The sequence below is a fragment of the Frigidibacter sp. MR17.24 genome, assembly GCF_037095655.1.
In the GTDB taxonomy this organism is placed as follows: Bacteria; Pseudomonadota; Alphaproteobacteria; order Rhodobacterales; family Rhodobacteraceae; genus Frigidibacter.
Window position 1 is genome coordinate 1 of sequence record NZ_JBAWKE010000015.1, and the last position, 19347, is coordinate 19347.

17 protein-coding genes are annotated in these 19347 nt (G+C 67.6%); 2 read left to right on the plus strand and 15 right to left on the minus strand.

Annotated elements, in window-relative coordinates; translation table 11 throughout:
• Positions 1 to 54: 54 nt before the first annotated feature.
• Positions 55 to 348, minus strand: a complete 294-nt coding sequence (tnpB, locus tag V8J39_RS22510; protein ID WP_336463226.1) for an IS66 family insertion sequence element accessory protein TnpB — start codon at positions 346 to 348, stop codon at positions 55 to 57.
• 248 nt (positions 349 to 596) lie between these two features.
• Here tnpB and V8J39_RS22515 point away from each other — a divergent pair, with 248 nt between their 5' ends.
• Positions 597 to 722: a hypothetical protein gene (locus V8J39_RS22515; protein ID WP_336463227.1), complete on the plus strand. Its 126-nt coding sequence runs from the start codon at positions 597 to 599 to the stop codon at positions 720 to 722.
• Between the two features lie 68 nt (positions 723 to 790).
• On the opposite strand, the gene V8J39_RS22520 is transcribed toward V8J39_RS22515, so the two are convergent.
• From V8J39_RS22520 to V8J39_RS22550, 7 genes are all read right to left on the minus strand, one after another.
• Positions 791 to 1660 carry a PfkB family carbohydrate kinase gene (locus V8J39_RS22520; protein WP_336463228.1) on the minus strand — a complete coding sequence of 290 codons (870 nt, stop codon included), beginning with the start codon at positions 1658 to 1660 and terminating at the stop codon, positions 791 to 793.
• A gap of 11 nt (positions 1661 to 1671) precedes the next feature.
• The gene (locus tag V8J39_RS22525) at positions 1672 to 2526 is read right to left on the minus strand and encodes a MurR/RpiR family transcriptional regulator (RefSeq protein WP_336463229.1); all 855 of its coding nucleotides are present in this window, start codon (positions 2524 to 2526) and stop codon (positions 1672 to 1674) included.
• Positions 2527 to 2530: 4 nt separating this feature from the next.
• Positions 2531 to 3496 (minus strand): ABC transporter permease, encoded by a 966-nt coding sequence (locus V8J39_RS22530; protein ID WP_336463230.1) that lies wholly within the window; start codon positions 3494 to 3496, stop codon positions 2531 to 2533.
• Positions 3497 to 3514: 18 nt separating this feature from the next.
• Positions 3515 to 5002 (minus strand): sugar ABC transporter ATP-binding protein, encoded by a 1488-nt coding sequence (locus tag V8J39_RS22535; RefSeq protein WP_336463231.1) that lies wholly within the window; start codon positions 5000 to 5002, stop codon positions 3515 to 3517.
• Positions 5003 to 5068: 66 nt separating this feature from the next.
• Positions 5069 to 6118, minus strand: coding sequence for a sugar ABC transporter substrate-binding protein (locus V8J39_RS22540; RefSeq protein ID WP_336463232.1), 1050 nt, complete (start codon positions 6116 to 6118; stop codon positions 5069 to 5071).
• A gap of 39 nt (positions 6119 to 6157) precedes the next feature.
• Positions 6158 to 7153, minus strand: coding sequence for a sugar phosphate isomerase/epimerase family protein (locus tag V8J39_RS22545; protein ID WP_336463233.1), 996 nt, complete (start codon positions 7151 to 7153; stop codon positions 6158 to 6160).
• Between the two features lie 835 nt (positions 7154 to 7988).
• Entirely contained in the window at positions 7989 to 8957 is a 969-nt protein-coding gene (locus V8J39_RS22550) for a LysR family transcriptional regulator (protein WP_336463234.1), read from the minus strand.
• A gap of 403 nt (positions 8958 to 9360) precedes the next feature.
• Here V8J39_RS22550 and V8J39_RS22555 point away from each other — a divergent pair, with 403 nt between their 5' ends.
• Positions 9361 to 10509, plus strand: coding sequence for a M20 aminoacylase family protein (locus V8J39_RS22555; protein WP_336463235.1), 1149 nt, complete (start codon positions 9361 to 9363; stop codon positions 10507 to 10509).
• An 80-nt stretch (positions 10510 to 10589) separates the two neighbouring features.
• Here the strand turns inward: V8J39_RS22555 and V8J39_RS22560 are convergent, their stop codons facing one another.
• The 7 genes from V8J39_RS22560 to V8J39_RS22590 all read right to left on the minus strand — a co-directional run bounded on the left by V8J39_RS22560 (position 10590) and on the right by V8J39_RS22590 (position 19343).
• Positions 10590 to 12173, minus strand: a complete 1584-nt coding sequence (locus V8J39_RS22560) for a GMC family oxidoreductase (RefSeq protein WP_336463236.1) — start codon at positions 12171 to 12173, stop codon at positions 10590 to 10592.
• Positions 12174 to 12222: 49 nt separating this feature from the next.
• Positions 12223 to 14040, minus strand: coding sequence for an ABC transporter ATP-binding protein (locus tag V8J39_RS22565; RefSeq protein ID WP_336463237.1), 1818 nt, complete (start codon positions 14038 to 14040; stop codon positions 12223 to 12225).
• Positions 14037 to 14879, minus strand: coding sequence for an ABC transporter permease (locus V8J39_RS22570; protein ID WP_336463238.1), 843 nt, complete (start codon positions 14877 to 14879; stop codon positions 14037 to 14039). The genes V8J39_RS22565 and V8J39_RS22570 overlap by 4 nt, the downstream gene beginning before the upstream one ends.
• A gap of 2 nt (positions 14880 to 14881) precedes the next feature.
• The gene (locus V8J39_RS22575) at positions 14882 to 15823 is read right to left on the minus strand and encodes an ABC transporter permease (protein ID WP_336463239.1); all 942 of its coding nucleotides are present in this window, start codon (positions 15821 to 15823) and stop codon (positions 14882 to 14884) included.
• A 146-nt stretch (positions 15824 to 15969) separates the two neighbouring features.
• Positions 15970 to 17550: an ABC transporter substrate-binding protein gene (locus V8J39_RS22580; RefSeq protein ID WP_336463240.1), complete on the minus strand. Its 1581-nt coding sequence runs from the start codon at positions 17548 to 17550 to the stop codon at positions 15970 to 15972.
• 381 nt (positions 17551 to 17931) lie between these two features.
• Complete coding sequence (locus tag V8J39_RS22585) at positions 17932 to 18405, minus strand: DUF2938 family protein (RefSeq protein ID WP_336463241.1); 474 nt, start codon at positions 18403 to 18405, stop codon at positions 17932 to 17934.
• Positions 18406 to 18437: 32 nt separating this feature from the next.
• Positions 18438 to 19343, minus strand: coding sequence for a choline/ethanolamine kinase family protein (locus V8J39_RS22590; RefSeq protein WP_336463242.1), 906 nt, complete (start codon positions 19341 to 19343; stop codon positions 18438 to 18440).
• Positions 19344 to 19347 lie beyond the last annotated feature (4 nt).

A 19347-nucleotide genomic window follows, 5' to 3' on the forward strand; every position in this document is an offset into this window, starting at 1 on the left:
TCTGTCAGCCAGAACAGGTTGCTCGTCATATCCGCCTCCTTGCGGAGCCGTGAATCACGACGAGCCAGGCAGATCAATGGGTCCTGAGCCTAGCGCGTCATTCGTGGCGGTGGGCCAGCTGAACGCCCGATCATCGAGGCGCTTCACGACCATCACCAAGCCGGACCCATCCCAAAAGATCAGCTTCAGACGGTCAGCACGGCGCGAGCGGAAGATGAACAGTGCACCGCTGAACGGCTTCAGCCCAAGCTGGGAGACGATCATCGAGACCAGACCGTTCATGCCTTTCCGGAAGTCGATGGGCTGGGTCCAGACGTAGATCTTCACGTTGCCGAGGCTGTTGATCATTGGGTGCCACCAAACGGCAGCGCCTGATGGGACGCGGTGCCCTGGTTAGGCGGCGAGCAGGACTCGCTGAGGGTGGCGCTAATGTTGGCCATGTCGGGCTCCTTCGTGAACCTCGACATGCTGCAACAGACCCCCGTCGGCCGGGAGGGGTTACTCAATACTTCGCTTACGTTTGATATGCATCGCGGACCGCCGTGGAAGCTTGAGGATCACGCAAGCCGGCACGGTGCGCGCTTCAGCCCGTCGGAATGGCCGAGTTCGTCTTCATCGGCATCATGACGCGGATCGCCCGCGACGCCGAGGTGAGCCTCGCCGCCGCCGGAACCGACGTCAGCATCCACGCGCTCGCTGTCGCATGGCCGCGCCGCTGCTGACCTGCCACAGCACTGCAGTTCGGCGCCGGGCTCGTCGGGCTCCGCTGGAATGCCACCGTGCGCAAAGCTCATGCGGACGGTGTTTGGGAAACATGGAGTGCGGCTGCCTCCGAGGCGGACTCGCAAGCCTCGCCGAGGGTTCGACCCGCTGCGATCGCCGCAGCAAGCGTTCCCGTGAAGCAATCCCCCGCGCCGTGTGTGCTGACGACACGCACCTTCATCGCGGGGACGACACCATTCGACGTCCCATCGGACCAGGCCAGACCCGCGCCACCAGCCGTCACCACGACCGCGGGAAAGCGTGCCGCGAGAGCGCCTCCGGCCGCCCGCGCACTGGCCAGATCCGTCACCGGAGCCGTGCCGAACATTTCGGCCTCGACCGCATTCACGACCAGCACGTCGATCAGTGCCGCCAACTCCGGCGAGAGCGCGCGGGCCGGGGCGGCGTTCAGGATCACCGTCGCGCCGTGCAACCGCGCGAGACGCGCGGCGGCAAGGTTCAACGCCTCGGTCACCTCACTTTGCAGGACAAGCACCTTGGCCGTCGCCCAGGGCAGGTCGCCGAGCCGCTTTTCGTCGATCAGGAGGTTCGCGCCCGACACGATGGTCGCGGCGTAGTCGCCATTGGCATCGGCGATCGCGACACTCATGCCTGACCCACCGGGCACGGTTTGGATGTGGGTCAGATCAACCCCCGCCGCATGCAGGACCGACCGCATGAAGCGCCCGAAGTCGTCCTCACCAAGCGCACCCGCCATCGTCACGGGGGTTCCCGCCTTGGCGACCGCCACAGCTTGGTTTCCACCCTTGCCGCCGAACTTCGGATACCAGCGGCGACCGACACCAGTCTCATCGCGCCGGGGCAAGTGATCGGCCTCGACCATGATGTCATAGTGAAGGCTGCCGACGACCACGACGGCGGAAGTTTCGTTCGACACTGGAGGCGATCTCACTGTTTGCGTTTGAATTGCACGGCGCGCATCGTGCGGGCGAGATTGGCGTCCGCCGTCGCCCTGTCGCGTTGGGCCACAGCGACGAACAGCGCGTCGAGGAGGTTGAGCTGCGCGATACGCGCGGTCGCGTTCTCGCCCAAAAGCGGCGAGTTCTCGGCGGTCGAACAAAGCACCACGTCCACCGACTTGGCGAGCGTGCTTTGAGAGTAGTTGGTGACGGCGATGGTCCGTGCCCCGTTCTTGCGGGCCAACTCGACCGCCTCGATGACCGCGGCGGTCTCCCCGGAGTGCGAGAAGGCGATGGCGCAGTCGTCATTGCCCAAAAGCGAGGCGGACATCATCATCATGTGGCTGTCATCGAAGACGGTCGCCCGGATGCCGATGCGCAGGAACTTGTGCGACACGTCCCGCGCGATCTGGGCCGAGCCACCGACCCCGTAGAAGTCGCGCTGTTTCGCCCGGTGCAGATAGGCGGCGGCGCGTTCGAACGCTTCGAGATCCAGGATCGCGAAGGTTTCCTCGAGCGCCTGCATGGCCGTCCGGAATACCTTCTGCACAACGGTTCCCGCCGTGTCCTCGGGCGAGATCTCGGTATGCAGGAGCGCGCTTTCAGACTGGTAGTAGTCGATCAGCCCCTGGCGGAATTCGCGGAAACCCGCGAAGCCCAGCTTCTTGGCAACCTTGACCACCATGGGTTCCGACACGCCGACGCTTTCGGCGATCTCCTTCAGCGGCGTCGCATCGGTGATGTCGCGACGCGCTAGGATGGCGGCGGCGACCTTGCCTTCGAGCGGTGTCAGGCTGGGGAGCCTGACACGGATCTGTGCCCCGACCGCTCTTGCGTCACCCATATTTTTATCCCTGCTTGCCGCTGGTCGCTCGGTCGATCAGCATCGCCACGATGATGATGATACCGGTCGCGAGGAGCTGGTAGAAGGCCTGCACGTTCATCAGCGTCAGTCCGTTGCGCAGCGCGCCCAGGATGACGCAGCCGACGATCGTGCCGAAGATCGACCCGCGCCCGCCCATCAGCGACGCTCCACCGATGGCGGCCGCAGCGATCGCGTCAAGCTCCCACAGGGTGCCAAGCGTCGGCTCTGCCGCACCAAGGCGGCCGATCAGGATCATGGAGGCAACCGAGGCCATCGCGCCCGAGATCATGTAGGCGGCGAACTTGGTCAGGGTTACCGGCACGCCGGCCACGCGCGCCGCCTCGGGATTGCCGCCGACGGCCATGAAATACTCGCCCAACGGCGTCTTGTTGAGGATGACCCAGGCCGCAAAGGCCAGCGCGGCGACGATCAGCACCGAGTTCGGGATGCCCGCGAGGTTGCCGTTGGTGAATGCCCGGAATTCCTTGGGCAGGCCGAAGATCGGCTGGCCGCCCGTGTAGATGAGGGCAAGCGCACGGTAGAGCGACAGCCCGCCCAGCGTCACGATGAAGGGCTGCAGGCCACCCCAGGTGATCAGCGCGCCGTTGATCGCCCCGCTGGCGACCCCGACGGCGATGGCCCCCAGGAGCGCGAGCGGCACCGGGACGCCAGCCGCCAGCATCGCCGCGCCAAGCACCGCGGAGAGTGCCGCCACCGGGCCCACCGACAGGTCGATGCCGCCCGCGATGATGACCAGCGTCATCCCGAGCGCGATGCAGGCGTTGATCGCGCTCTGCTGCAGGATGTTCATCAGGTTCGGAAGCGTGAGGAAGCTCGGGGTCAGCACGGCGAAGATCGCGCAGATCAGCAGCAGGCCGACGACGGTTCCGGCATCCCGAAAGCGGATGCGGCTCAGCAGCGGGAGGGGGGCGGTTGTGACAGTCGTCATGGGTTCCTCCGGGAAGTGTCAGTTGGCCGGGATGGCGGCGCGGGCGATGGACGCCTCGCTGATCTCGCCCTGGCCGAGTTCTGCTGATAGGGCGCCCTCGCGCATGACCAGAACCCGGTCCGACAGGCGGATCACCTCGGTCAGCTCGGATGAGACCACGATCACGCCGCGGCCCTCGGCCGCGAGCTTCTCGATCAGGTCGTAGATCTCGGCCTTGGCACCGACGTCGATGCCGCGGGTCGGCTCGTCGAAGAGCAGGATCCTGCTGTCGGCGGCGAGCCAGCGTCCGATGATCGCCTTCTGCTGGTTTCCGCCCGAGAAGCTGCCGATGGGCCGCGTCACGTCGAAGGGGCGCAGGTTCACCTCGCGCATCAGCTCTTCCGAGCGTCGACGCAGCGCAGCCCGGCGGATCATGCCGAAGCGGCTGAATCGGGGCATCGACGCAAGGCCGACATTGCTCGTGACGGGTCGGTGGCGGATGATGCCGTCGCGCTTGCGCTCTTCGGGCACCAGCCCGAGACCCGCAGCGATGCGGGCACGCGGAGAGCTGCCCGCGATCACCCGCCCCTCGATCTCGACCGTGCCGCCATCCGCCGCATCGACCGCGGCGAGAAGGCGCAGCAGTTCGGTCCGACCGGACCCCACGAGGCCGGCGATGCCCAGCACCTCGCCCTTGTGCAGGGTGAAGCTGACATCACGCACAGCGGTGCCGCGACCCAGTCCGCTGACCTTCATCATCGGCTCGGCCGTCGCGAAGCTGCGATGCTCGGCATGGGCCAATTCGCGCCCGACCATCGACTCGATGACCTTCTGGACAGGTGTCTCGGGCAGCGCGACGCGGGAGACGAAGCGACCGTCGCGCAGGATCGTGGCCGAACGGCAGAGGCGGAACACCTCATCCATCTTGTGCGACACGTAGATGATCGAGACGCCTTGCGCGGTGAGCCGCTCGATGACTTCACAAAGGCGGTCGAACTCGGAGGGCGTGAGGCTCGAGGTCGGTTCGTCCATGGCGATGAGCCGGGCGTTGGCTCTCAGCGCCTTGGCGATCTCGACGATCTGGCGTTGCGCCACGCGCAGGGTCTTGACCTTTGCCGTCACGTCGATGCCGGGGTCAAGCTCGGCCAGCAGGCGCCGCGCTTCGGCTTCCTGCGCGCGCCGGTCAACGAAGGCGCCGCCCGCACGGCGCAGCGAGGCCCCGAGGAAGATGTTCTGGGCGACGGTGAGTTCGGGAACCTGCTGAAGCTCCTGATGGATCATCGCGATGCCGGCGGCGGCGGCGTCGCGCGGCGTGGCGATGGTGACTTCGGTGCCGTCGACGGCGATCTGGCCGGCCGTCGCGCGCAGCACACCACACAGGATGTTCAGCATCGTCGACTTGCCCGCGCCGTTCTCGCCCAGAAGTCCATGAACCTCTCCGGGTTCGACGGTGAGCGAGACGCCGTGCAGCACCTTGAGCGGGCCGAAGGATTTCTCGATGTTGGATAGAGACAGGCGCGGAGTCATTGGGCGATTTCCGTCCGGGGCAAGGGAGCCCGCCACCGCGACACGTGCGGTGGCGGGCGGCAGGCGTCACTGCGAGGTCAGGACCTTGCGAAGCTCCTGCATGTCGGTCGTGGCGTAGGTTTCCACGTTGTCCTTGGTGATAAGGGCCTGGGGCGTGGCGACCACGCGCGGCAGATCCTGCCCCGCAGCAAGACGAAGGCCCACTTCCATCGCGATTTCCCCCGTCAGCACGGCGAAGCTGTCGACGGTCCCGGTCAGGTCGCCGTCGCGAACGGCATTGTAGGCATCCGAAGTGCCGTCGGTGCCGAAGACCGCGACCTGCTCGGCCTTGTCCGCGGCTTTCACCGCCTCGACCACGCCAAGCGCCATGCCGTCGTTGTTGGCATAGAAGCCGATCAGGTCGGGATGCTGCTGCAGGATCGTCGAGGCCGCGTTGAAGGCCAGCTCGCGGCTCCAGTCGGCGGGGACGGAGGCCACGATCTGGAACTTGTCGTTCGCCGCGATCGTCTCGGTGAAGCCCGCGGTGCGCTGCGTGGCGGCGAAGACGCCCGCCTGCCCCTCGACCACCGCGACCTTGCCGCCCTCGGGGTGGTTCTCGATGAACCACTGCGCGACCCGCACGCCGTTTTCCTTCTGCACGTTGCCGACGTAATGCGCGACCGTGGGAATGACCGCGTCGTTGACGTTGACGACGGGGATCCCCGCATCCGTCGCGCTTTCCAGCGCCGGCATCAGGTTGGCGTCAGTCTGAGGCGAGAAGAGAAGTGCGTCGAAGCCCTGGCTGATCAGGTTTTCGGCGATCGAGAGCTGACCGAGTTGATCGCCTTCGCTCTGGGCGGCCTGGTAGACGACCGTGACGCCATGGGCCTTGCCGAAGGTCTCGTAGCCCTGCCCGAGCGAACGCCAGTATTCGTTCGTCAGCGTCTTGGAGACACCGCCGACCTTGGTGCCGGCCGCGGGCTCCGGGAAGGCGCCGAACTTGGCCTCCAGCTCGGACCAGTCCGCGCGGTCCGGCTCGCTGTCCGAATTCAGCGGGGCAAGGTCCTGCGCCTGCGCGAGGCCGACGCTCAGGGCCAGCGCGCTGGCGGCCAGCGCCGCTTTCAGGATGTGTTGCATGTGGTCTCCTCCCAGGTTCAACACGTATAGGGGTCGGGGTCAGGCCGAAAGGCCGCGCCCCGGCATCGCAAGCTGCGCGATCTCCACCGCGATCACCGGATCCTGGGCGGCCTGCGCCTCGGACAGCCGGTTGTCGCCATCAAGGCGATCGATCGCATCGAGCATTCGCTTGACGGCGCGGATGTTGGCGGCGCATTCGGCGACCGGGTCCAGGCCGGAGGCGTCGGGGAAAGTGTCGAAGTAGATGGCGCCGCCGAAATTCCCGGCCTTTGCCGCGCGCAGCAGTTCCATCGTCTCCAGCGGGTGCACCGCCCCGACCATCAGGCCATCATCTCGCTTCGCATAGCCGTCGTTGAGATGCAGGCCGAGCAGCTTCGACCGGCGCAGGATGTGCGACGCGGCCAGCGCCGGCTGTTCGTTGGCATAGAGCGAGTGCGCGAAGTCGATGGTCACGCCCAGATTCGGCAGGCCGACCTCGTCGATCGCCATCAGCGTCGTCGCCGCGTCGGGAAGCAGGCTGAAGGACCGCGGCTCGTTGGGCTTGTACTCGATCGAGATCAGGCAGTCGGGATCGTGCGCCGCCACTTCGGCAATGCCCTCGATCTCGTCAGCCCAAAGCTTCTGATAATCGCATTGGAACGAGTAGTCCCAGCCGTCCTGCCCCAGCCAGAGGGTCATCATCGGCGCCCCCATCTCGCGCGCCGCATCGATGCCGCGCTTGGTCAGCTCGATCGCCTCGCGGCGAACGGCGGCATCGGGATTGGTGAAGGCGCCGCGCTTGAAGGCAGGGTTCGAATAATAGCGCATCGCCAACCCGTTCAGGGCAAGGCCGTTATCCCAAACGATCCGCCCGATCTCGGCCGCGTCACCCGAAGCATGGTCGGGATAGTTGAGGTCCAGCTCGGTCAGGCCCTCAACCGTCGCCGCGCGGGCGATCATCTGGGCCAGCGACGGTTTGCCCACCAGATCCGGCCAGTAGGTGTGGCTGGCCGACGCGAACGAATTGATGCGGGTGGCGAAGCTTTGTCCGAGCATGCGATTCTCCTCTTGCTTCACGACATAACGTTAAGTCGTGAAGTTCTGCAATGGGCGCATTCATCCTTCATGCCGGATCAGCGACAGTCCGCGCCTCGCGTGCTGGGTTTCACAAAATGAGATATGTGCGGGGAAACCACCGGACGTGCGCAGCCTTGGCCGATCCACGATGGAGGCGGCAACGTTTTCCGCCGAACCCGCTTGAAGCATTGGATAGCGGTCGCGCAGATCGCCGGAGACCTTCTCCGGGTGCGGAGCAACGTCGGCTGCCACCTCCGAAGTCAGGTAGAGGCGCGGATGACGCGGGTTCTCTGGAACCAGTGGCGTTCACCTGCTCGACCTCAGGGCCTCCGGCGCCCCGGATCGAGAGACCGCAGTGATACAGATCTGGATCATTCGCCATGGTCGCTCGAACCGATGGCGCACCACTCGCACCGCCGAGGACAATGGCGCAGCGACACCGAAATTCTGTATCGAGGCGCTGGAGGATCCCTCTCGGCGGCGCGGCAGGCTCGAGATCTTCAACATGGAACTGGGTCGCGCCATCGGTCAGAGCCTTCATCCGACGCGAGGCCAGCCAGTTTACCAGCCCCGGTGTACCCAGCTGCTGCTGGACGCCCCGTGCCGTCCGTCGAATGTGTGGCAGTCATGCCCTCGATCACCGAGCGGTCATGGCGGTCCCGGACATGCGAGCACGTCTGCCTCCTCGCCGTCGAGACCGGGTCGGTGGCGCGGGCCGCACACCGGCAGGCGGATCGGTTTTTGCACTACCAGGCGCCCGCAGTCCACGCGCGGGCAACTGCAATGGTCAACTCCACATCCGGGCCCGGACTTTCTAGACAGCCCGATAGGGGTTCGCGCAGGGCCGGATGTACGGATTGTCGGCGAAGCGGTCGAGCGTGGCGATCATGTCGCGGATCAGCCGGCGGACGGGCTCTGACAGGGGGATGTCCTGCGGGGTGATGATGTAGAGCGACCGCCAACCGGGCGGGTCGATCAGGGCGCGGAACACGAAGCCTTCGTCGCGTGTGCTTTCGGCGCTGATCGCGGCCACGATGGCGCTGCCGAAGCCGTTGCGGACAAGCACCTTCAGCCCCGAGGAGGACGAGGCATGGTGCGTCGCACGGTCCACCAGATAACCGAAGTTCGGGTCACGCTCGACCCGCGCCTTCAGCCCGGCACCGTCAAGAAACGACACGATCCGCTCGTTGCGCATCGCTTCCCAGGACAGCGGCTCGTTCGAACAGGCCAGCGGATTGCCCGGATGCATGAGCACGCCCAGCTGGTCTTCGACCAGCGGGAAGGCGTTCACCCCATCGATCTTCGTCCAGAGCGTGGTGACCCCGATGTCGTAGCGATGCTCGATCACGCCCTTGATGACGTCCTGCGTCGTGGATTCGCTCAGGTCCAACGCGATGTCGGGCTCGTCCTCGGCCCAGCCGCGCAGCGCGCGGCTCACCAGCAGGTTCATCACCGGCTCGGAGGCGGCGACGCGCATCACCTCGCGTTCGACCCGGTCGAAGGTCGCGACCTCGTCAATGGCGGTGACGAATTCGGTCATAAGCCGCTCGGCCAGCGGATAGAAATAGGAGCCCGCCTCGGTGAAGGCCACGGCGCGCGTGGTGCGCTCGAAAAGCTTGCGTCCGATGCTGCGTTCGAGGTCGCGGATCGTCAGCGACAGCGCCGAGGCGGAAACGCACAGGTCGTCGGCCGCCTTGGAGAAATTCCGTGTCGAGGCCACCGCAAGGAAGGCCCTGATCTGCTTGATCGAGACATTCTTCGAGCTGCCAAGCTTGTAGTCCATGTGATGCCACCGCCGAAGGTGCGGCCCGCCTCTGCGACCCGCAGGTTGCCTGTCCCCTCCGATCCCGAACCGACCTTATGCCGGGACGGTCCCCGACCGATACGCCGGGTCCGCCGGAACCGGGCGCTTGCATCCAGGGCACCGCACACTCTGCGGACGCAGAGGGCAAGCCATGGCGATCAGGCCTAAAATTCGGGCACCCTTCCGCCTCGACTCGGGTCGCCGCGCCGATTGTCCCGGTTCCGCGGACGTCCGTTCGGATCATTCTAATGGACGCGCCCCGGCCTCTCGGCGAGGCTGGCCGGGGCCTTGCGCCCCCGCGCGACTGCGCGCGACCGCATGTCCCCACCCGTCGAGACAACAGCAGGCCGCCCCCCGGGGCGCGGCCAACGGAGCAGACCCCATGTCGATCATCGAAACGATCCGCAGCTACCAGGATGAACTCGCCGCCTTCCGGCAGGACATCCACGCCCATCCCGAGCTTGGCCTCGAAGAGACGCGCACCGCGCAGAAAGTGGCCGAGAAGCTTGAGGAATACGGGATCGAGGTGCACCGCGGCGTGGGCCGGACCGGCGTCGTCGGCGTTCTGCGCGGCCGGCCGGGCAACCGCGCGATCGGACTGCGCGCCGACATGGACGCCCTGCCGATCGAAGAGGCCAACGACGTGCCCTACCGCAGCACCATCCCCGGCAAGATGCATGCCTGCGGGCACGACGGCCACACCACGATGCTGCTCGGCGCGGCGAAATACCTGGCCCAGACCCGCGACTTCGAAGGCACGGTCAACTTCATCTTCCAGCCCGGCGAGGAAGGCTGCGGCGGGGCGCTGGCGATGCTCGAGGACGATCTCTTCGGCCGCTTCCCCTGCGATCAGGTCTTCGGGATGCACAACCGCCCCGGCCTGCCGGTGGGCAGCTACGCGATCTGCGATGGCCCGGCCATGGCGGGCGGGGCATTCTTCGACATCACCGTCTCGGGCTACGGCACCCACGGCGCGCAGCCCCAGCAGGCCAAGGACCCGGTCATCGCCGCCTGCCACATCGCGACCGCGCTGCAGACGATCGTGGCGCGCAACGTGCTGCCCGCGCATCCGGCGGTGCTCAGCGTCACCAAGATCGCCGGCGGCGACGCCTACAACGTGATCCCGAACGAGGCCTCACTTGGCGGCACGGCGCGCTTCTACTCGCGCGAGGTCGGCGAACAGCTCGAGGCGCGGATGCGCAAGATCGCCGAGAGCGTGGCCGAGGGCCTCGGCTGCACCGCCACCGTCGACTGGCGGCTGATCTTCGCGCCGACGATCAACGCGCCCGAGCAGACCGCCACCGTGATCGCCGCCGCCTCCGACCTGATCGGTGCCGACAAGGTCAACGGCCAGCAGCCCCCGACCATGGGCTCCGAGGATTTCTCGTTCATGATGGAGAAGGTGCCGGGCGCCTACATGCTGGTCGGCAACGGCCCCGGGGCCAATGTCCACAACCCGACCTACATGTTCAACGACGAGGCCATTCCCTACGGCGCGGCGCTCTACGCCCGCGTGGTCGAGATGGCCTGACCGCCGCGACCAGCGGCCGAAACGAGGACGCGCCGCCCGCTGGCCCCGGGCGGCGCGTTCCCGTCTTGCGCGCCGTGCGCTCAGGCGGCGCGCTCGGCCTTGATCCGGTCCGCCAGCCATTCGCCGATCATCACGCAGGTCATGTGCGTGTTCGCCCGGCAGTCGAGTGGCATGATCGAGGCATCGGCCACCCGCAGCCCCGGCACGCCCTTGACCCGCAGGTCCGGATTCACCACCCCCACCGGATCGCGATAGGCGCTCATCCGGCAGGTGCCGGCGGCATGCTGGATGTCGCCCACCTGCTCGAGGATCAGCCGCTCGAGATCGGCCTGCGGCAACGCCAGCGCCGCATCGAGGGGGATGCCGCTCTCGGACAGAGTTACGCCGTCCGCGATCGTCTGGATCGCGCCATCCGCGACCAGCTTCTGCACTCGCTTCAGCGCATCGCACATCCGCAGCATGTCGCGCGGATCGGCGAGCATGTTCTCCTCGATGATCGGATCCGCGGCCGGGTCGGCGGACCGCAGCGACACCGACCCGCGCGAGAAGGCGTCATAAAGCCCGATGCCGATCGCGCCGCGGTTGTCGGGGCTGCCGTCGGCAGGGATGTTGCGATGGTTGAAGCCGATCAGGATCATGTCCCGCGTGCCGCCCTCACCCAGGCCCGAGGAATAGGTCACGCAGCAGTTGGTGTGGCGCTGGTCGGGGTCCGAGGTCGCGTGCTCGGGCTTCAGTGCCAGCGAGACGCGCAGCATCGGGTGGTCCATGAAGTGGCGCCCGACGTCGGGCATCTCGCGCACCACCTCGATGCCGTGGGCGCGCAGCTCCATGCTGGGGCCAAGGCCCGAGCGCATCAGGATCGCGGGCGAATGCACCGCCCCGGCCGAAAGCACGATCTCGGTCCCCGTGAACTCCTGCCAGCCATCGTTGACCCGCGCCCGCACGCCCACGGCGCGGCCGTCGCGGATGACCACCTTGTCGACCAGCGCGCCGCCGACGATCGTCAGGTTCTCGCGGCCGCGCGCCGGTTCCAGATAGCCGTCGTTCGTCGTCACCCGCTTCAGCGAGCGGCTGTTGATCGGGTAGCACGACACGCCCTCGCCCTCGGGCGCGTTCAGATCGGGGTTCCACGGATAGCCCCCCGCCAGCGCCGCGTCGCGCAGCCCCTTGTCGACCGGGCCCCAGGTCTCCTGCGGGGCGCGGTAGATCGGGATCGGGCCCTCCTGCCCGTGATGGTTGCGGTCGGCCATGTCCGGATCGCTTTCCATCTTCGCGAAGAACGGCAGCACGTCGCTCGCGCCCCAGCCTTCGCAGCCGAGACCTTCCCAGGCGTCGAAGGCCGCACCCACGCCCCAGATCGCGATCTGCGCGTTCACGAGCGAGCTGCCGCCGAGCCCCCTGCCCCGCCAATAGTGGCGCGGTTCCTGCACCGCGGTGCGCCGGCTCCAGACGCCGGGCCATTGCCAGGCGGCCTGATGTTCGGGCGCGAACATGAACGGCATGATGTTGGCGGAACGCGCGGCCTCGGGTGCCTCGTCCGAGCGCCAGTCGCGCCCCGCCTCGAGCAACAGGACCTTGCAGGTCGGATCTTCCGAAAGCCGCCCCGCAAGCGCCGCGCCGGCAGAGCCGCCGCCCACCACGATGACGTCGTAAGTCGTTGACATATCTAGTGCCTCCAAGTCTTCCAAGATGCGCCGCAGGGGCCGGGCGCGGTCAGTCGGCCAGCACCAGATGGCCGCCGCCAAGGTCTTTCATCCGCGCCGAGGCCGAGATCACCGGGCGTTCGAAACTGTCGGCGCGCCCGGCGGTGCTGAAGCGGCGTGCCGGATCGGGAACCGGAACCGCGCTCAGCAGCTGGCGGGTGTAGGGATGCGCGGGGCTGTCGAAGACCGCGGCCCGCGGCCCGATCTCGACCAGCCGGCCGAAGCACATCACCGCCACCCGGTGGCTCAGCCGCTCGACCACCGCCATGTCGTGGGCGATGAACAGCAGCGCCAGGTTGCGCCGTTCCTGCAGCTCCATCAGCAGGTTCAGCACCTGGGCCTGCACCGAGACATCCAGCGCCGAGACCGCCTCGTCCGCGACCACGACCTTGGGCTTGAGCGCGAGCGCGCGCGCGATGCAGATCCGCTGCCGCTGCCCGCCCGAAAACTCGTGCGGCAGCCGCGACAGCATTTCGGCCGACAGCCCCACCTCCTGCATCAGCCCGGCGGCGGTTTCGGCTGCCTCGGCCGGCGCGATGCCGTTCGCCGTCATCGGCTCGGTCAGTGATCGCAGGATGGTCAGGCGCGGGTTGAGACTGGCGAAGGGATCCTGGAACACCATCTGCAGCGCTTTCCGGCCGTCGGCACGCATCGCGGCGGGCGTGCGCCCGTCGATCGCGACAGAGCCCGCGTTGATCGGCTGCAGGCCCATGATGCCGCGCGCCAGCGTCGACTTCCCGCAGCCCGACTCGCCCACCACCGACAGCGTCTCGCCCGCGAAGAGGTCGAAGCTCACGTCGCGAACCGCATGCAGGTCGGTCTTGCGGAGCCGCCGCCTGTCATCGCGCACCCGGAAGGTGACCGACAGTCCGTGCACGCTCAGCACCTTGTGCGCGCTGTCACGCGTCACCAGGTGGCGGGTCTGCGGCCCGGCCGAGGGCGCCTCGGCCCCGACCGCGGCGAAGCGCTCGGGCCCCTCCCTGCCCCGCATGTCGCCGATGCGCGGCACCGCGCGCATCAGCTGGCGGGTGTAGGGATGGCTCGGCCGCGAGAAGATGTCGAAGCTCGAAGCATGCTCCACCACTTCGCCATCCCGCATCACCAGAACGTCGTCGGCGACCTCGGCCACCACGCCCATGTCATGGGTGATGAACATGATCGCGGTGCCGTCCTCGGCCTGGATCGCCTTGAGCAGGTCGATGATCCCGGACTGGGTCGTGACATCGAGCGCGGTGGTGGGCTCGTCGGCGATCAGCAGGTCCGGGCCGCAGGCCAGCGCCATCGCGATCATCACCCGCTGGCGCATCCCGCCCGACAGCTGGTGCGGATACTCGCCGCAGCGGCGCGCGGCATGGGGGATGCGCACCTTGTCCAGAAGCTCGACCGCGCGCCGGCGCGCCTCGGCCCCCTTCGCGACGGCGTGGCGCGCGAGCGCCTCCTCGATCTGCAGGCCCACCGGCAGCACCGGGTTCAGCGAGGTCATCGGCTCCTGGAAGATCATCCCGATCCGGTTGCCGCGGATGTCGGCCATCTGCCGGTCGCCCAGATCCGAGATGTCCTGTCCCTGAAGGCGCACCTTGCCCGCGATGCGCGCGCTGGGCGGCAACAGGCGCAGCAGCGACAGCGCCGTCACGCTCTTGCCCGAGCCGCTCTCGCCCACGATGCTGAGTGTCCGGCCCGGCTGGATGTCGAAGGACACGTTGCGGATCAGGCTTTTCTCGGTGCCCCGGCCGGCGATCGACGTCGACAGGCTCGACACCGACAGGACGGGGGCGGGGACGGCCTGATCGTCCCACAGAAGCTTGGCGCTGGTGAGGGTGCTGCTCATTGGTGCTTCATGCCCCGCTGGTCGAGTGCGTCGCGCAGCCCGTCGCCGAAGGTGTTGATGGCGAAGACGGCGAGCGACAGGAAGATGGCCGGGTAGAGGATGATGTGGAACTTGATCTGCCACACCGCCCGGCCCTCCGAGATGATGTTGCCCCAGGAGGGCGTCGTGGGCGGGATGCCCGCGCCGATGAAGGACAGGATCGCCTCGAGCAGCATCGCCGAGGCGAAGATGTAGGTGGCCTGGACGATCAGCGGCGCAAGCGTGTTGGGCAGGATGTGGCGCCAGATGATGCGCGGCTGCGAGACGCCGGCGAGGATCGCCGCCTCGACATACATCCGGCCGCGCAGCGACAGGACGAGCCCCCGGATCAGCCGGGCCACCCGCGGGATCTCGGCGATCGAGATCGCAACGATGACGGTGCCGAGCGAACCGCCGAGCAGCGCCGAGAAGGCGATGGCCAGAAGGATCGCGGGGATCGCCATCACCCCGTCCATGACGCGCATGACGATACCGTCGACCCGGCGGAAATAGCCGGCGAAGAGCCCGATCGCGAGGCCCGCGACGGTGGACAGGATCGCGACGGCGAAGCCGACCGCGAGCGAGGTGCGGCCACCGTAGAGCACGCGGGAATAGAGGTCTCGGCCGTAGGTGTCGGTGCCGAACCAGAAGTCGGCCGAGGGGGCCTTCATCCGGTTCAGCGGGCTCATCGCCATCGGGTCGACGGTGCCGAGGATCGGCGCGAACACGGCGGCAAGCGCGATCAGCACCACGATGCCGCCGCCGATCCAGGATGCGGACAGACGCGGCACGGGCAGGGAAAGGGCGGCGGGCTTCGTCATGGTCAGTACCGGATCCGGGGGTCGAAGAAGAGGTAGAGCACGTCGGCGAGGAGGTTGATCGCGATGTAGATCAGCGAGAACAGCAGCATCACGCCCTGGATCACCGGGTAGTCGCGGCGCAGGATCGCATCGACCGTCAGCCGCCCGATGCCGGGAATGTTGAACACGCTCTCGATCACCACCGCGCCGCCCAGCAGCAGCGCGATGCCGACGCAGACCACCGTCACGATCGGATTGGCGGCGTTCCGCAGCCCGTGCAGGAACAGGATCCGCCGGCCCAGCAGACCCTTGGCGCGCGCGGTGCGGATGTAGTCCTCGGACAGCACCTCGAGCATCGAGGCCCGCGTCACCCGGGCGATCAGCGCGATGTAGACAAGCCCCACCGAGACCGTCGGCAGCACCAGGTAGGACAGCCAGGGCCCGATGCCGTCGGAGATGCCGGCGTAACCCTGGATCGCCAGCCAGCGCATCTTGAAGGCGACGAAATAGTCCAGCACGTAGCCGATCATGAACACCGGGATCGAGAAGGCGGCGATCGAGAACAGCATCACCACGCGATCGGTCAGGCTGTTGACCCGCCAGGCGGCGATCACGCCGCAGGGCACGGCGACGAGGACGGCAAAGATCACCGTCAGCGCCATCACCGACAGCGTCGGCTCCATCCGCTGGCCGATCAGCTCGATCACGGTGCGGTCCATGAAGATCGACCGGCCCAGATCGCCGTGGAGCACGCCCCCCAGCCAGTCGAGATAGCGGTGCAGGAACGGCTCGTTCAGCCCCAGCGTCTCGCGGATGCGTGCCACGTCCTCCTCGGTCGCGGTGGTTCCCGCGATGATCCGCGCCGGGTCGCCGGGCGTGAGATAGAGCAGCGAGAAGATGATCAGCGAGACGACGAACATCACCGGGATCGTCGAGACCAGCCGGCCGATGATGGACTGGATCATGGGAAATTCCTTTGGGCGGCAGCGGCCCCGGACCGTGGACCGAAGGCGGGTCCGCGCGGCGCGGAGGGGGGTGGTGCGCCCCCCCCCGGGCGCGCCGGAAGGGGCCTTGTCTCACGCGCGCGGGCGCTGCGGCGCCCGCGCGGCGATCACTCGGGCAGCTTGACGTTCCAGAACACCGGGATCGCCGAGGGGATCATGTCGGTGACGCCGGCCTTCAGGCCCGCGGGCTGGGCGAACTGGCCCCACATCAGGCCGGTGTTGGCGGCATAGACCGCGCGCGAGACCTCGTCGGCGGCGGCCTTCTGCGCGTCCGCCCCGTCGGCGGTGCGGAAGCCGTCCAGCGCCTTGCCGATCGCGTCATCGCAGTACCAGCCGGGCATCGGCATGCAGTTGCGGGCGGTCATGAAGTTGGTCATCGGGTTGCCTAGGTCGACGCCCAGCGAGTGGATGCCATAGATGTGCCAGGCCTTCTCGTCCTTGCGGGTGCTCAGCAGCGAGGCCCAGTCCATCGCCTCGAGCTTCACGTTGAAGCCGACCTGGCGCATCCATTCGTACAGCACCGCCGAAGACACGCGCGCCGCCTCGAGGTCGGTCGCCTGAAGGATGACGATCTCCTCGCCCTTGTAGCCCGATGCGGCGAGCGCCTCCTTGCCGGCCTCGATCGAGACCTTCTCGGGGAAGAGCGAGCCGGCCGTCGTCTCGTAGGGCATGCCGCACATGAACCACGACTGGCAGTCGGGTACGGTGTACTGCTCGGACAGGCCCATCGCCGCGAGGACCGAGGTCTGGTCGACGAAACTGTAGAGGACCTGGCGGATCTTCGGATTGTCGAAGGGCGGGTTCCTGAAGTTGATGGGGTAGTAGCCCATGAACATGTTCCCGCCGTGGAAGTTCATCACCTCGACGTTGGGGTCGGCCTCCTCCATCGGCAGCATGTCGAAGGGCAGGTATTGCATGTAGTCGATGTCGCCCGCGTTGAGCGCCGAGGTCGCGGTCAGCGCGTCGGGGATGACATCGATCGTCAGCTCGTCGACATTGACCACCTTGCCGCCGGCCAGGAAGTCCGCAGGCTCGTCGCGCGGCACGTAGTCGGCGAACCTGGTCAGCGTCATCGAGGCCCCGGGCTGGTGCTTGGCGGGATCGTAGACGAAGGGACCCGAGCCCACGATCTCGGGCAGCGGCTGGCCGATCGGGGTGGCGGCGAGGCGCGCGGGCATGATGAAGGGCGAGGGCGAGCTGGTGTGGCCGAGCACGGTGGTCATCAGCGGGAAAGGCGTGGTGACGGTGATGGTGAAGGTGTTGCCATCGCCGCCCTCGACCACGCCGCCTGCTTCCTTCAGCAGCTTGCCCATCATCGACTGCGGCATCCAGCGGGTGATCGAGGCCGCGACATCGGCGCCGGAGACCGGGGCCCCGTCATGGAACTTCAGCCCGTCCCGCAGCGTGAAGGTCCAGGTCAGCCCGTCGTCCGAGGTCGTCCAGCTGTCGACCATCTGCGGCTTGATCTCGCCCTTGCTGTCCATGGCGAACAGCATGTCGAAGACCATGAAGCCGAAGGTGCGGGTGATGTAGGCGCCGGTGGCATGCGGATCGAGGGTGACGATCTCGGCTTCCAGCACGGCCTTCATGTCGGTGGCGGCGCGCGCGGGCGCGGCCGGGGCAAGGGCCGCCGGCACCGCCAGCGCGGCGGCGCAGGTCAGGGTGAGCAGGCAGGTTCTGAGGGTCATCCGGGTGTTCCTGTTGGGTTTTCGGGCGGGGTGCGGCCAGCGTTCGCCGTGGCTCGTTTACGGGCGCGGACATGATCGGAAGATCCGGCGCCTTGCGGCGCAGGGTCCGTCCTGTTCGGGGTTCATGGGACCGGGAGAGCGTCTCCGGCGGCGGGAGGGGCGCGCCGGGGGGAGCCGGACACGGACGGGCAGGTCTCTGCCTCGATCCGAGCCTGCGGTCCGGGGACCGCGAAGTCTATTTCAATGATCTGCAAGCTGGGTGAGCTGAGCCAAACAATCGCAGGATGTCCCGGTCTCAGCCGCCATCACGGTCCCGGTCTCAGCCGCGGTCCCGGTCGCGGGCCCGGCCACTGCCGCTGCGACCGGCGCGGCCCGCCGGCCTCAAAGCAGCGCGAGCCCCGCCAGCCAGAGTCCGAGGCCGAAGGACAGATGCGCGGAAAGCGTCTTCATCGCGCCGAACCCGGCCTTGGGCGCCTTCATCCCGAAGACCCCTGCCCCGGTCGCGGGCTTCATCAGCAGCATGGGCCCGACCAGCGAGACGATCCCGAAGCCGATCGCCGCGCCAAGCGAGGCGGACAGGCCAAGAAGCACGAGCCCCAGCGCATAGGCCAGCCCGTAGCCCGCCCCGACGACATAGTGGAAGGCCCAGCCCGCGGCCTCTTCGCCGCGCCGCGCGGGGCGGCTCTTCAGCGACAGGTCGACGAAGCGGCCCTCGGCAAAGCCCAGCACCCAGCGCCCGACCGATCCCCAGCGCGGCGCGGGCTCGCCAAGAAGCGCCATGAACAGCCGTTGCCACAGGTCGGACAGCGCCGTGGCGACAAGGCCTGCCGCGAGGCCGGATAGTGCGAGGATCACGGGGAAGTCTCCCTGAAAGCGGCAGGCCGGGATCAGACGCGCGAAAGCGCCCAGTCCCAGTCCGCGGACAGCATCTGGCGGCGGGCCCGCAGCAGCAGCAGACGCGAGTACTTGGCGAAGTCGAACGGCACGTCCGAATGGGCGCTCTGATAGACCGCCCAAAGTCCCCACCGCAACATCGCGAGCCCGACATAGAGATAGCCGCGCGCCACCTTGTCCTCGTGTGCCCGGCCCTCGTACATCTCGAGCAGCGCCGCCACGCCGCGCCGGTCGTCGAAGAAGCTTTCGACCCCGAACATGCCGATGTCCCAGTAGGCATCGTTGTCGGCGGCATATTCCCAGTCGATGATCCTGATCTCGCCCGCCGCGTTGCGCATGTAATTCGAGATGTAGCTGTCGTTGTAGCACCCCACGAGGTCGATCCCCGAGGCCCGGATCGCCGCGCCCGCCCGTCCGGCGTTCCACCGCAGCTGGTCGAGATCGCGCGGCGTGCGCCCGGACAGGTCGGATGTCTTGGCCACGAAATCGTCTAGCTGATCGAGCCCGGTGTTGGCCTTGCCCAGCCTCAGGCTGTCGTGGACGCCCTTGTAGGCGCGCATGATCCCCTCGCGCACGCGATCATCCTGCACGTCGTCGATGCCGCAGCTGCGAAAGCCGGTCAGGAATTCGTGCACCTCGACCCCGGTGCCCTCGTCGTAATGCAGCACCTGCGGCCCCACTCCGCGCTCGGCCGCGATCTCGGCCGCGACCAGCGCCGTGCGGCGGTCGATGAACTGCTCGGTCCCCGCGCCGTGCAGCTTGACGAAGAACGTCTCGCCCGCGGCCTCGTCGACGACGCGCCAGTTGATGTTGGTGATCCCGCCGTTGATCCGGAAGGCCTTCAGCTCGCGTCCGGCGAAGGCCGGCACGGTCGCGATCGCGCTGTCGATGTCCATCATCGGC

Excerpts from the sequence above, each read along its gene's own strand:
- V8J39_RS22550 (WP_336463234.1), bottom strand. The coding sequence starts at position 8,957 with ATGGACTACAAGCTTGGCAGCTCGAAGAATGTCTCGATCAAGCAGATC.
- V8J39_RS22580 (WP_336463240.1), bottom strand. The coding sequence starts at position 17,550 with ATGACCCTCAGAACCTGCCTGCTCACCCTGACCTGCGCCGCCGCGCTG.
- V8J39_RS22565 (WP_336463237.1), bottom strand. The coding sequence starts at position 14,040 with ATGAGCAGCACCCTCACCAGCGCCAAGCTTCTGTGGGACGATCAGGCC.
- V8J39_RS22530 (WP_336463230.1), bottom strand. The coding sequence starts at position 3,496 with ATGACGACTGTCACAACCGCCCCCCTCCCGCTGCTGAGCCGCATCCGC.
- V8J39_RS22555 (WP_336463235.1), top strand. The coding sequence starts at position 9,361 with ATGTCGATCATCGAAACGATCCGCAGCTACCAGGATGAACTCGCCGCC.
- V8J39_RS22525 (WP_336463229.1), bottom strand. The coding sequence starts at position 2,526 with ATGGGTGACGCAAGAGCGGTCGGGGCACAGATCCGTGTCAGGCTCCCC.
- V8J39_RS22545 (WP_336463233.1), bottom strand. The coding sequence starts at position 7,153 with ATGCTCGGACAAAGCTTCGCCACCCGCATCAATTCGTTCGCGTCGGCC.
- V8J39_RS22590 (WP_336463242.1), bottom strand. The coding sequence starts at position 19,343 with ATGATGGACATCGACAGCGCGATCGCGACCGTGCCGGCCTTCGCCGGA.
- tnpB (WP_336463226.1), bottom strand. The coding sequence starts at position 348 with ATGATCAACAGCCTCGGCAACGTGAAGATCTACGTCTGGACCCAGCCC.
- V8J39_RS22535 (WP_336463231.1), bottom strand. The coding sequence starts at position 5,002 with ATGACTCCGCGCCTGTCTCTATCCAACATCGAGAAATCCTTCGGCCCG.
- V8J39_RS22560 (WP_336463236.1), bottom strand. The coding sequence starts at position 12,173 with ATGTCAACGACTTACGACGTCATCGTGGTGGGCGGCGGCTCTGCCGGC.
- V8J39_RS22540 (WP_336463232.1), bottom strand. The coding sequence starts at position 6,118 with ATGCAACACATCCTGAAAGCGGCGCTGGCCGCCAGCGCGCTGGCCCTG.
- V8J39_RS22515 (WP_336463227.1), top strand. The coding sequence starts at position 597 with ATGGCCGAGTTCGTCTTCATCGGCATCATGACGCGGATCGCCCGCGAC.
- V8J39_RS22575 (WP_336463239.1), bottom strand. The coding sequence starts at position 15,823 with ATGATCCAGTCCATCATCGGCCGGCTGGTCTCGACGATCCCGGTGATG.
- V8J39_RS22570 (WP_336463238.1), bottom strand. The coding sequence starts at position 14,879 with ATGACGAAGCCCGCCGCCCTTTCCCTGCCCGTGCCGCGTCTGTCCGCA.